Origin of the sequence: Streptomyces meridianus (assembly GCF_023703325.1) — a bacterium.
Taxonomy (GTDB): domain Bacteria; phylum Actinomycetota; class Actinomycetes; order Streptomycetales; family Streptomycetaceae; genus Streptomyces; species Streptomyces meridianus.
Genome location: NZ_JAMQGM010000001.1, coordinates 188,944 through 201,463 on the forward strand (window position 1 = coordinate 188,944; position 12,520 = coordinate 201,463).

10 protein-coding genes are annotated in these 12,520 nt (G+C 71.7%); 6 read left to right on the forward strand and 4 right to left on the reverse strand.

What is annotated here, in order from left to right; translation table 11 throughout:
- Positions 1–43: 43 nt before the first annotated feature.
- A complete protein-coding gene (locus M1E25_RS00840) occupies positions 44–931 on the forward strand; it encodes an acyl-CoA thioesterase (protein ID WP_251407776.1) in 888 nt (295 codons plus the stop codon).
- 78 nt (positions 932–1,009) lie between these two features.
- Here the strand turns inward: M1E25_RS00840 and M1E25_RS00845 are convergent, their stop codons facing one another.
- Entirely contained in the window at positions 1,010–1,807 is a 798-nt protein-coding gene (locus M1E25_RS00845) for a phosphatase (RefSeq protein ID WP_251407779.1), read from the reverse strand.
- Positions 1,808–1,952: 145 nt separating this feature from the next.
- Here M1E25_RS00845 and speB point away from each other — a divergent pair, with 145 nt between their 5' ends.
- The 3 genes from speB to M1E25_RS00860 all read left to right on the forward strand — a co-directional run bounded on the left by speB (position 1,953) and on the right by M1E25_RS00860 (position 3,928).
- Positions 1,953–2,927, forward strand: a complete 975-nt coding sequence (gene speB, locus M1E25_RS00850) for an agmatinase (RefSeq protein ID WP_251407782.1) — start codon at positions 1,953–1,955, stop codon at positions 2,925–2,927.
- Positions 2,928–3,272: 345 nt separating this feature from the next.
- The gene (locus tag M1E25_RS00855) at positions 3,273–3,623 is read left to right on the forward strand and encodes a type II toxin-antitoxin system RelE/ParE family toxin (RefSeq protein ID WP_251407784.1); all 351 of its coding nucleotides are present in this window, start codon (positions 3,273–3,275) and stop codon (positions 3,621–3,623) included.
- A complete protein-coding gene (locus tag M1E25_RS00860; protein WP_251407787.1) occupies positions 3,620–3,928 on the forward strand; it encodes a helix-turn-helix domain-containing protein in 309 nt (102 codons plus the stop codon). Before M1E25_RS00855 ends, M1E25_RS00860 begins: the two co-directional genes overlap by 4 nt.
- Positions 3,929–4,007: 79 nt before the next feature.
- Here M1E25_RS00860 and M1E25_RS00865 read toward each other — a convergent pair whose 3' ends face one another.
- A complete protein-coding gene (locus M1E25_RS00865; protein WP_251407790.1) occupies positions 4,008–4,193 on the reverse strand; it encodes a hypothetical protein in 186 nt (61 codons plus the stop codon).
- A gap of 72 nt (positions 4,194–4,265) precedes the next feature.
- Positions 4,266–4,487 (reverse strand): hypothetical protein, encoded by a 222-nt coding sequence (locus M1E25_RS00870; protein WP_251407793.1) that lies wholly within the window; start codon positions 4,485–4,487, stop codon positions 4,266–4,268.
- A gap of 485 nt (positions 4,488–4,972) precedes the next feature.
- On the opposite strand from M1E25_RS00870, the gene M1E25_RS00875 reads away from it, so the two are divergent.
- Both M1E25_RS00875 and M1E25_RS00880 read left to right on the forward strand, forming a co-directional pair.
- Complete coding sequence (locus tag M1E25_RS00875) at positions 4,973–8,833, forward strand: ABC transporter ATP-binding protein (RefSeq protein ID WP_251408240.1); 3,861 nt, start codon at positions 4,973–4,975, stop codon at positions 8,831–8,833.
- Between the two features lie 192 nt (positions 8,834–9,025).
- Complete coding sequence (locus M1E25_RS00880; RefSeq protein ID WP_251407795.1) at positions 9,026–10,444, forward strand: S28 family serine protease; 1,419 nt, start codon at positions 9,026–9,028, stop codon at positions 10,442–10,444.
- A 113-nt stretch (positions 10,445–10,557) separates the two neighbouring features.
- Here M1E25_RS00880 and M1E25_RS00885 read toward each other — a convergent pair whose 3' ends face one another.
- The gene (locus M1E25_RS00885) at positions 10,558–12,378 is read right to left on the reverse strand and encodes a glycoside hydrolase family 3 protein (RefSeq protein ID WP_251407798.1); all 1,821 of its coding nucleotides are present in this window, start codon (positions 12,376–12,378) and stop codon (positions 10,558–10,560) included.
- Positions 12,379–12,520 lie beyond the last annotated feature (142 nt).

Here is a 12,520-nt window from a genome sequence, read left to right on the forward strand (position 1 = left end):
TGCGCACATCCCCAGCACGCAGAACATCGAGAACATCGAGGACATGACTACCCCCTTGCACCACCTCATCGACCTGCTCGACCTGGAGCGGATCGAGGAGAACATCTTCCGGGGCGACAGCCAGGCCTCCGTCGTCCCGCGCGTCTTCGGCGGCCAGGTCGCGGCCCAGGCGCTGGTCGCCGCGGGCCGCACCGTCCCCGACGACCGGGACGCCCACTCGCTGCACGCCTACTTCCTCCGGGCGGGCGACCCCGGCGCGCCCATCGTCTACACGGTCGACCGCATCCGCGACGGCCGCTCCTTCACCACCCGCCGGGTGGTGGCCGTCCAGCACGGCCAGCCGATCTTCCACCTCTCGGCGTCCTTCCAGGCATTCGAGGAGGGCCTGGAGCACCAGGAGGGGATGCCGGACGCGCCGGACCCCGAAACCCTGCCGACCGCGGCCGAGTGCCTGCCGCGCCACGCGCACCTCTTCAGCCATCCGGGTGTCGCCGAGCGACTGCTGGAGGCCCGCGCGGCGGTCGACCTGCGCTACGTGGAGGAGCCGCCCTACGCCACCGCCGCGCAGGGACCGCGCGAGCCCCGGTCCCAGGTGTGGTTCCGGGCCAACGGCAAGCTCGACGGCCCGATCGACGAACCGCTGCTGCACGTCTGCCTCGCCACCTACGTCTCCGACATGACGCTGCTCGACTCCGTTCTCCTCGCGCACGGGCGCGGCGGCTGGGCGGTGGGCGACGTCGTCGGGGCCAGCCTCGACCACGCCATGTGGTTCCACCGCCCGTTCCGGGCCGACGAATGGCTGCTGTACGACCAGGAGTCCCCGTCGTCCACCAACGGGCGCGGACTCGCCCAGGGGCGGATCTGGACCGCCGACGGGAAGCTGGCCGTGTCCGTGATCCAGGAGGGCGTGGTCCGCGTCCCGCGCGGCTGAGAGCTGCGGCGGGGCGTCGTCAGGGAGCGCCCCGCCGCACCACCCGCGCCGGCCGGCCCGCGCGGGGAACGCCGTTTCTCACGCCGGCGGCGACGCGACCGCGTCCAGCAGGTAGGCCGTCATCGGGTCGTAGAACCGCGGATCCCTGACGTGGTCGTCCAGCGGCACGGTCACCGCCACCGTGCCCTCCGCCTCGCCGAGGAACAGCGCCGGGTCGTTGCAGTCCGCGAAACCGACCGCCGTGATCCCCCGCTGCGCGGCGCACCCCGCCCAGCCGTGGTCGGCGACGACGAGGTCCGGCAGCGGCCGGCCTTCGCGGGCGAGGCCGTCGAGAACCGCCGCCATCGGCTCGGGGGAGTGCGTGTGCCACAGGGTCGCACCGCGCTCGAGCATCGCCACGTCGGCGAACTGGAAGACGTAGCCGCCGTCGGCGTGCAGCCCCGAGGGCACCACCATGATCTCGCAGCCCGCCTCGCGCAGCGCCGCCGCGATGCTCCGGTGCACGTCGATCAGCCCGCCCGGGTGGCCGGTCGCGAACAGCACCCGCTGCTCCTGGGAAGCGGCCTTGCGCAGCACGGTCGCCGCCCGTTCCAGGCCCGCGACGGTCAGCTCGGGGTCGATCGTGTCCTGCCCCGAGCGGTGGTCCGGGTCGTCCAGCACGCCGCAGCGCTCCGCCATCACGGCGAGCACGTCCTGCTCGTCGGTCCACCGGTCACCGAACTCCAGGCCGAACCAGAAGTGGCGGTCACCGTTGGAGAGTTTGCGGTAGTGGGAGAGGTTGTTCTCCCGGGGTGTCGCAACGTCTCCCGCGATGCGCGTACGGACGAGGTGGTCGATCAGTTCGGCACGGCTGGGGGTCGGACGCGATATCGGCATGCCGCCATTGTGGACCCCGGCGGTGCACCGGTGGACGCCGTGTCCAAATGGTGCGCGCTGCTCCTGCACCGCGTACATGTGCGCAGCGCCCCGGCCTGCCTACGCTCGGACGCGTCCCGTCCGCCACCCGCCGAAAGGCCGTCCCATGAGCACCGCCAACAGCCGCCCGCAAGGCCCCGTCGACTCGTCGCGGATCCCGCGCTACGCCGGACCGGCGACGTTCGCCCGGCTGCCCCGGATCGACGAGGTCGGCTCCGCCGACGTGGCCGTGGTGGGCGTGCCCTTCGACAGCGGCGTGTCCTACCGGCCCGGCGCGCGCTTCGGCGGCAACGCCATCCGTGAGGCCTCGCGGCTGCTGCGCCCGTACAACCCGGCGCAGGATGCGTCCCCGTTCGCGCTGGCCCAGGTCGCCGACGCGGGTGACATCGCCGCGAACCCGTTCAACATCGAGGAGGCCGTCGAGACCGTCCAGGCCGCCGCCGACGACCTCCTCGACACCGGCGCCCGGCTGATGACACTCGGCGGCGACCACACGATCGCCCTGCCGCTGCTGCGCTCGGTCGCGCGCAAGCACGGGCCCGTCGCGCTGCTGCACTTCGACGCGCACCTGGACACCTGGGACACGTACTTCGGCGCCGAGTACACCCACGGCACCCCGTTCCGGCGGGCCGTCGAGGAGGGGATCCTCGACACCTCCGCCCTCTCGCACGTCGGCATCCGCGGTCCGCTGTACGGCAAGAAGGACCTCGACGACGACGAGAAGATGGGCTTCGGCATCGTCACCTCGGCCGACGTCATGCGCCGCGGGGTGGACGAGGTGGCCCAGCAGCTGCGCGAGCGCATCGGCGACCGGCCGCTGTACATCTCCATCGACATCGACGTGCTCGACCCGGCCCACGCCCCCGGTACCGGCACCCCCGAGGCCGGAGGCCTGACCTCGCGCGAGCTGCTGGAGATCCTGCGCGGGCTGGCCGACTGCCACCTGGTCTCGGCCGACCTGGTCGAGGTCGCGCCGGCCTACGACCACGCGGAGATAACCTCGGTGGCGGCCTCGCACACCGCGTACGAGCTGACCACGCTCATGTCCCGGCAGATCGCGCAGGCCCGCGGCGGGGAGTGACACGCTTGTGGAGGCCATGAGGGGTGGGCGTCTGCATGCCCTTCATGGCCCTGCGACGCATCAGGGTGCACGTCGACCCCGACGATCCGGCTCTGATCAAGGAATCCGCCGCTCGTGACGGCGTCCCGGAGGCTGAGATCATCCGCAAGGGTGTCCACCTCGCCGCCCTGGCAAGTCGCCGGGGGGAGCAGTCCTTCGCCTCCGAGAAGTTCCACCTGGGGGGCGCCGGGGCAGGCGGACCGGTCATTCCTGCCCCTACGAGGACTCGGCATGAGACTCACCCGTCCGAGTGGACTCGTTCCGGCCCGGCGATCGAAGCCTCGGAACGCTTATAGCGTCGATGCTATGAGCTGGGGTACCGTCGAACTTGAACCAGAAGTCGAGGCCTGGCTGGCCGGCTTGGACGACAGGCGTTGGGCGCAAGCAGTCATGCACCTGGACCTCTTGGAAGAGCGGGGTGTCCACCTCGGCGAGCCGTACACGCGGCAGCTCGACGGGAAGTTGCGAGAACTTCGTTTCTACTGCGGCGGGGAACGCATTCGTGTCACGTACTGGATCGCGCCAGGTCGCCGCATCATCACGCTGACCGTTTTCCCCAAGACCCGGATGCGCGAGTTCGCGGAGGTGGATCGGGCCAGGCGTGCGCTCAAGCAATGCCAGGCGGAGGAACACACCGTGGATGAGGAGGACGCATGACGTCGGAGACCGGCCGGACCGGACTTGAGCAGGCGCGTGGGGCCCGCGCCGTCACGCCGGAGATCGAGGCGGAGTACGCCGCAGCACGACTGCGGTTCGAACTCGGAGAGGCGGTACGCCGGCGTCGGCTGGACCTCGGCCTTTCGCAGGCCGAACTCGGGCGGCGCTGTGCCATGACCCAGTCCGCGGTGGCGCGGTTCGAGGGCGGCGGAACCATTCCGACCATCCCGGTCCTCGACCGACTGGCCCGTGCGCTGGATCTCGACCTGCGCGTGGAATTCACGCCGCACTCGGACACAGCCTGAAGAGGTCTTCCCGGCGGGGAGGAGGTCCTTCGCGCGTCAGACGCTCAGGAGACCCGTGCCGTCCGCCGGGCAGCCTCGCTCACGGGGCGACGAGATCAGCAGCGGTGGAAGGGTCGTCCCGGTCCGCCTCCTCGAAGTCCGGCGGGGCCTGGAACAGGCCGCCCGTCGGAGGCGGGGACCCCTTCACGATGCGGCGGAAGGGGGCCGGTTCGGGATCGGAGAACAACGCGGTCGTGTCGACGAGCGTCTGCCTTTCGGTGCGCAAGGGTTTGACGAGAGGGGGCACCAAGAGGTGCCGCCCGGGGTGCCCGGTGGAGACCGGACAACTGCTGACGCCTCAGAGGGCGGTCATCTTCGGGTACGGGCTCAGGATGCGCTTCTGCTGCGAGCCGAAGTCGACGAGCACCGCGACCCCCTGCTCGACGCCGGTCACGCGGCCGAGGCCGTACACGTCATGGGTCACCCGGTCACCGAGGGCGAAGCTCTTCGACGTCGGTTCCGCGGGTGCCTTGAAGGGGCTGGTGGGCAGATGACGTCTGACCATCGTTGGCTTTGTCATTGTGCTCAGTATGCGCCCGCCGGGCCCGTGCAGAGCACACTCTGCCGATCACGATCGCGTACCACCCGGTTGGGCCGCACCGGCCGCCCCCTGCGAACGGAGCCCGGAGCCGTCCGTCGGGGCCCGCGGCGCGGCCCGCTCCACGCACAGCGGGCCGGCCGCTCACCCGGGTGCCGGGACCCCGCCGCCCCGGCCGTTCCGGGACGTCCGACCCGGGGCGCGAGGCCGAGGAGGACTTGCGACTTTCTGCGTATGCGGCCGCGAAACAAAACAGGGAACCTCGGATGTTGTGACTCGTGGCGCCGTGGACACACGCCGCCGTACGCGCCTGCGGCCGCAGGCGCGTACCGACAGAGGGGTGACGGGTGAGCGAGACGATCCGCGACGATCGAGCCGAGGACGGGCGGGCCGCAGACCACGGGACGAAGGCGCCGACGGGCGGCGAACGCACCGTCCGTCCGCACGAGCCCGGCTGGGCCCGGCGGCTGACCGCATACGCCTGGCGCTACCGCCGCAACGTGCTGCTCGCGCTCGGCTCCTCGCTGGCCGGCATGGGCGTCATGGCCCTCGTCCCGCTCGTCGTCAAGCTGATCATCGACGACGTCGTGGTCGGCCACCGCCGCCCCGTCGCCCCCTGGGCGCTGCTTCTCGTCGTCGCGGCAGTCGGCGTCTACGCCCTCACCTACGTGCGCCGCTTCTACGGCGGCCGGCTCGCCCTCGACGTGCAGCACGACCTGCGCACCGAGATGTTCGGCTCGCTCGCCCGACTGGACGGCAAACGACAGGACGAACTCAGCACCGGTCAGGTCATCGGCCGCGCCACCAGCGACCTCCAGCTCATCCAGGGCCTGCTGTTCATGCTGCCCATGATGATCGGCAACGTGCTGCTCTTCGTCATCTCGCTCGTCGTGATGGCCTGGCTGTCGCCGGTGCTCACCCTCATCGCCCTGGTCATCGCCCCTGCTCTCTGGATCATCGCCAAGCGCAGCCGGACCCGGCTCTTCCCCGCCACCTGGTGGGCGCAGGGCCAGGCGGGCGCGGTCGCCGGGGTGGTGGACGGCTCGGTCACCGGGGTGCGCGTCGTCAAGGGCTTCGGCCAGGAGGAGCAGGAGGCCGGCAAGCTGCGCGAGGTCAGCCGCAGGCTGTTCGCGGGCCGGCTGCGCACCGTACGGCTGAACTCGGTCTACACCCCGGCCCTGCAGGCCGTACCCGCACTCGGCCAGGTCGCCATGCTGGCCCTCGGCGGCTGGCTCGCCACCCGCGGGCAGATCACCCTCGGCACGTTCGTCGCCTTTTCCACGTACCTGGCGCAGCTGGTCGGCCCGGTGCGGATGCTCACCATGGTGCTCACCGTCGGGCAGCAGGCGCGGGCCGGCGTGGAGCGCGTCCTGGAGCTCATCGACACCGAGCCGTCCATCACCGAGCGGCCCGACGCGCACGAACTGCCCGCCGACGCCGAGGCGACCGTCGAGTTCGACCGGGTCGGCTTCGGCTACTCCCGCGCCGGGGACGACGGCGACGAGGGGCACGACACCCGCCCGCCGCGCCCGGTGCTCGCGGACTTCTCGCTGCGCATCGAACCCGGCGAGACCCTCGCCCTGGTCGGCGCGTCCGGCAGCGGCAAGTCCACCGTCTCGATGCTGCTGCCCCGGTTCTACGACGTGACGTCCGGGGCCGTCCGGGTCGGCGGGCACGACGTCCGCGACCTGACGCTGGACTCCTTGCGCGCCGCCATCGGACTGGTCCCCGAGGACAGCTTCCTGTTCTCCGACACCGTGCGCGCCAACATCGCCTACGGCGCCCCGGACGCCACCGACGAGCAGGTGCTCGCCGCTGCCCGCGCCGCCCAGGCCGACGGCTTCATCCGCGATCTGCCCGACGGCTACGACACCACCGTCGGCGAGCACGGGCTGACCCTCTCCGGCGGGCAGCGGCAGCGGGTGGCGCTGGCCCGCGCGATCCTCACCGACCCCCGGCTGCTGCTGCTGGACGACGCCACCTCCGCGGTCGACGCCCGGGTCGAGCACGAGATCCACGAGGCGCTGCGCGGTGTGATGGCCGGACGCACCACCCTGCTGATCGCGCACCGGCGCTCCACACTCGCCCTGGCCGACCGCATCGCCGTCCTCGACGCCGGGCGCCTGGCCGACATCGGCACGCACGAGGAGCTCCAGGAGCGCTGCGCGCTGTACCGGCGGCTGCTGACGGACCCGGACGAACTCGGCGGAGTGGTCCGAGACCCGGCCGGAGCGGTGGCCGGGCCCCACACCGCGGACGGACGTACAGACGACGCGTGCTTCGACGCCGACCTCGAGGTCGAGGCGGAGATCGAGACCGAGCCGGTCAGCGTCCGCCGCCGGGTGGTGGACGGCATCACGCCCGAGCTGTGGCGGCGCCGCTCCGAGGACGCCGAGGAGGAGGCGGCCGTCACCGGGCCCCGAGCCCTGGCCGGCCCGCCGTCCGGGCCGCCCGGTCCGGGTATGGCCGGGGCGCTGGCCGGGATGCCCGCCACGCCGGAACTGCTCGCCAAGGTTGCGGCGCTGCCACCCGCCACCGACACCCCGGACGTGGACGAACAGCAGGCGGCCCGGCCGGAGAGCGAGTACGGACTGAAGCGGCTGCTGCACGGCTTCGGCAGGCCGCTGCTGGTCGCGCTGTCGCTGGTGGCCGCCGACGCCGTGGCCGGCCTGCTGCTGCCGATCCTGATCCGCAACGGCATCGACGACGGTGTGCAGCGGGTCGCGCTCAGCGGCGTGTGGACGGCCTCGGTGTTCGCGCTGCTGGTCGTCCTCACCCAGTGGGCGGCGCAGATCGGTGAGACGCGGATGACGGGCCGGACCGGCGAGCGCATCCTCTACAGCCTCCGCCTGAAGATCTTCGCCCAGTTGCAGCGGCTCGGTCTGGACTACTACGAGCGGGAGCTGACCGGGCGGATCATGACCCGGATGACGACGGACGTGGACGCGCTGTCGACGTTCCTCCAGACCGGACTGGTGACCGCCGTGGTCTCGGTCCTGACGTTCTTCGGCATCCTCGTCGCGCTGCTGGTCCTCGACGTGGAGCTGGCCCTGGTGGTCTTCGCCACCCTGCCGGTGCTGGTGATCGGCACGGTCTTCTTCCGGCGCCGCAGCGTCAAGGTGTACGAGCTGGCCCGGGAGCGGATCAGCGTGGTCAACGCCGACCTGCAGGAGAACGTCGCCGGGCTGCGGATCGTGCAGGCGTTCCGCCGCGAGGGCATGGGGACCAGCCGGTTCACCGAGCGGAGCGACAGCTACCGGCAGGCGCGGGTGCGCGGCCAGTTCCTGATCTCGGTCTACTTCCCGTTCGTGCAGCTGCTCTCGTCCGTCGCCGCGGCCCTGGTGCTGGTGGTGGGGGCCGGCCGGGTCAACGAGGGCACGCTGACGGCGGGCGCCCTCGTCGCATACCTGCTCTACATCGACCTGTTCTTCGCCCCGGTGCAGCAGCTGTCGCAGGTCTTCGACGGCTACCAGCAGGCGACGGTGTCGCTGGGCCGTATCCAGGAGCTGCTGCGGGAGCCGACGACGACTGAGGTCGCCGAACGTCCGCGTGAGGTCGGGTCCCTGAAGGGGCACATCGCGTTCGACGACGTCCGCTTCCACTACAACGGCGAAGGGGAGGCGGCGCTGAACGGGGTCGACCTGAGCATCCCCGCCGGGCAGACCGTGGCGTTCGTGGGGGAGACCGGTGCGGGCAAGTCCACGCTGGTCAAGCTGGTCGCCCGGTTCTACGACCCGACGTCGGGCGCCGTCCGCGTGGACGGCGAGGACCTGCGCGACCTGGACTTGGCCGGCTACCGGCACCGGCTGGGCGTCGTCCCGCAGGAGTCGTACCTGTTCCCGGGGACGGTCCGGGACGCGATCGCCTACGGCCGCCCGGACGCCTCGGACGCCGAGGTCGAGGCCGCGGCACGGGCCGTGGGGGCCCACGACATGGTGGCGTCCCTGGAGGGCGGCTACCTGCACGAGGTCGCCGAGCGCGGGCGCAACCTCTCCGCGGGCCAGCGTCAGCTCATCGCCCTGGCGCGGGCCGAACTCGTCGACCCCGACATCCTGTTGCTCGACGAGGCGACGGCGGCGCTGGACCTGGCGACGGAGTCCCTCGTCAACCGGGCCACGGACCGGCTGGCCGGCCGGCGCACCACGCTCGTCGTCGCCCACCGGTTGACGACCGCCGCCCGCGCCGACCGGGTGGTGGTCATGGACCACGGCCGGGTGGTGGAGGACGGCACCCACGCCGAACTCCTCGCGGCGGGCGGTACGTACGCGAAGCTGTGGCGGACGTTCTCCGGCGAACAGGAGGAGGAGACGGTGGCGGGCGCGGTCTGACGGCAGGTACGGCCACGGCCGGTCGCGGGGTCCTCCCGGCGGCCGGCCCGCCCGTTCGGGCCTCGCGCCGCCCGCCGCTCCCCGCTTCGTAACGGTTGATGTTCCACTGACCCCAATGGGCGCCCGGGGCTGGCGGGCGCCCGATCCCTGCGGATAGGTTCGCGGCAACTTTGCCTGAGCAGGGGAGAACTGATGCGCAAGGTGCTCAGATGGCTGCTGTCATTCGCGTTGCTGATAGGCACCATCGGCGTCGGCGGCGCGTCCGCCGGTGCCGCCACCGCAACGGATCCGGACATCAAGGACCGCATCCTCGCGATCCCGGGGATGAGTCTGATCGAGGAGAAGCCGGTCGACGGCTACCGCTACTTCGTTCTCGCGTACACCCAGCCGGTCGATCACCGGCATCCGTCCAAGGGCACCTTCCAGCAGCGTCTGACGCTGCTGCACAAGTCCACGGACCGGCCCACGGTCTTCTTCACCTCCGGGTACAACGTCTCCACGAACCCGAGCCGCAGTGAGCCGACCCGGATCGTCGACGGCAACCAGGTCTCCCTGGAGTACCGGTTCTTCACACCGTCCCGGCCGCAGCCGGCCGACTGGTCGAAGCTCGACATCCGGCAGGCCGCCGACGACCAGCACCGCATCTTCACGGCCCTCAAGCGCATCTACGGGCAGAAATGGCTGGCCACCGGCGGCAGCAAGGGCGGCATGACGGCCACGTACTACCGCCGCTTCCACCCGCAGGACATGGACGCCACCGTCGCGTACGTCGCCCCGAACGACGTGGACAACCGCGAGGACTCCGCCTACGACGAGTTCTTCGCCCACGTCTCGACGAAGGAGTGCCGTTCGGCCCTGAACGCGATCCAGCGCGAGGCCCTGGTGCGCCGCGACGAGATCGTGGACCGGTACGAGGCCTGGGCGCGCGAGACCGGCTCGACGTTCCGCACCGTCGGCAGCGCCGACAAGGCCTACGAGAACGTCGTCCTCGACCTCGTGTGGGCGTTCTGGCAGTACAGCCCGGAGGCCGACTGCGCCGAGGTGCCGAAGCCGACCGCCACCACCGACGAGATCTACGACTACGTCGACTCGATCTCCGGGTTCTCCTTCTACACCGACCAGGGCCTGTCGCCGTACACGCCGTACTACTACCAGGCCGGTACCGAACTGGGTTCGCCGGAGTTCGCGACCCCGCACCTGGACGGGCTGCTGCGCTACCCGGGGATCTACCAGCCGCGCTCGTACGTGCCGCGCGACATCCCGATGAAGTGGCGTCAGGGCGTCATGAAGGACGTCGACCGCTGGGTGCGGCACAAGAGCGAGCGGATGCTGTTCGTCTACGGGGAGAACGACCCGTGGGGCGCCGAGCCGTTCCGCCTCGGAAAGGGGAGCGAGGACTCCTACGTCTACACCGCCCCGGGCGCCAACCACGGTGCCAAGATCGACCAGTTGACGGCGGAGGAGCGCGCCGCGGCCACCGCCAGGGTGCTGGAGTGGGCCGGCGTCACGCCGCCCGCCGTCCGTCGCGGGGACACCGCCCCGAGGCCGCTGGCCGCCTACGACGCCGGGCTGGACAAGGACCGCCTCGAGCGGATCGGCGTCCGGCCGTGACCTCCTGACCCGGTGACACCGCCGCCCGGCGGACACGCGCACGGCCCCCGCGGGATCGCTCCCGCGGGGGCCGTGCGCGTCGCGGCGCCGGGTGCCGCCGTCGCAGAGGCCGATCAGTAGCGCAGGCCGTAGCCGATCGGATAGAGGACCTGCGAGGGATCGTCCGCGCGCTGGACCGGGACGGGCAGCCGGCCACGCGGGTCGGCCTTCCCGGCGATGACACGGGCGGCCGCCCTAACCTCGACGTCGGTCCAGGAGTAGCTCGCAAGGGAGGCGGCCACCCCCGGCAGGCGGGCGATGTCGTACGGGTTCCGGATCGCCAGGTGGATCACCGGCACACCGGTCGCGGCCAGCGACGAGACCAGGGTGCGCTGGGAGGACGTGGCGCTCACGTTGTACGTGGTGACGATCACCGCATCGCGGCCCTCGGCAGCCGCCACCGCCTCGTCGATCTTCGCCTGGGTCGGGTTCGGCTGCCCACCGGTGCTGGTCGGCAACGCCGTAGCGGCGAAGCCCAGTTCGGTCATGGCGGCGGCGAGCACGGCGGTCGGCGGGCCGCCGGTGCCCGACGGGGCGGCAGGATCGACGCCGACGACCAGCAGGTTGCCGTGGCTGCGCCGCGACAGGGGAAGCAGGTCGCCGTCGTTGACGAGCAGGGTCGTGGTGCGTTCGGCGATCCGTGCCGCCGACGCCCGGTGCGAGGCGGTGCCCACCGTGCGGTCCACCCCGGCGTGGGTGACGTAGGGAGCCCTGAACAGGCCCCGGCGCCACTTGAGTTCGAGGATGCGCAGGATCGACTCGTCGATCCGCTCCTCGCTGATCTCGCCGCCCTTGACCGCGTCGAGCACCGCGTTCCAGGCCACCGCCAGGTCCGGCGGGTTGAGCAGCTGGTCGACGCCGGCGTTGATGGCCAGTACCGGGACCCGCTCGTCGCCGTACTTCTGGCGGACGCCCGCCATACCGAGCGAGTCGGTGACGACGACGCCGTCGTAGCCGAGCTTCTCGCGCAGGATGCCGGTGAGGATCGGCTTGGAGAGGGTGGCGGGGTCCTCGGCCGGGTCGAGGGACGGGACGAGGATGTGTGCCGTCATGATCGAGTCGATGCCGGCCTCGATGGCGGCGCGGAACGGCGGGGCGTCGAGCCGCTCCCACTCCTCGGCGGTGTGGGTGATCTTCGGCAGGCCGTAGTGGCTGTCGGTCGCGGTGTCCCCGTGCCCGGGGAAGTGCTTGGCGGTCGCGGCGACCTGCGAGCTCTGGTAGCCCTGCACCTGGGCGGCCACCAGACCGGCGACGGCCTGCGGATCGGCACCCAGCGAGCGCACGCCGATGACGGGGTTGGCCGGGTTGACGTTGACGTCGGCCACCGGCGCGTAGTCCTGCCTGATGCCCATCGCGGCGAGTTCGGCGCCCGAGATCCGCCCGGCGGTCCGGGCATCGGACCGGGAGCCGCCGGCGCCCAGGGCCATCGCGCCCGGGAGCAGCGTGGCGGGCTCGCCCACCCGGCACACGATGCCGTGCTCCTGGTCGGTGGAGATCAGCAGCGGCAGGGGGGTCGGCTGGGCGAGGCCCGCCCGCTGGATTCCGTTCGACAGATCGGCGATCTGGTGCGGGTCGCGGGTGTTGTGTGCCCAGGCGAAGTAGATGATGCCGCCGACGTGGTACTTCTCGATCAGCTCGGCGGCGTTCGCGACGCCGATCTCCTGCTGGTTGGAGGCCACGTCGGCCGGGTCCGGGTCGGTGGCGGAGTGGCCGTAGACCCGCATCACGAACAGCTGGCCGACCTTCTCCTCCAGGCTCATCCGGGAGATGAGCCCGCGGAGTCGGTCGCGGTCCGGCCGTGCGGGCGCGGCGTGCGCCTGGCCGGTGACGGCAGCCGCGGCGACGAGGGCCGCACCTGCGGTGAGCAGGGATCTGCGCGAGGTCGGGTAGTGCACTTGCGCTCCTTACCGTGCGGAAGGGCCGTGGAGCGGCGGGTGCCGGGGTCGTCCTTCGGGGTCGGCGCCCGTGCTCTTCCGGTCGGGGAACTGAAAAAAACTTCCAACGGGCAACGGATATCCGGAAAGTAAATGCCAGTCA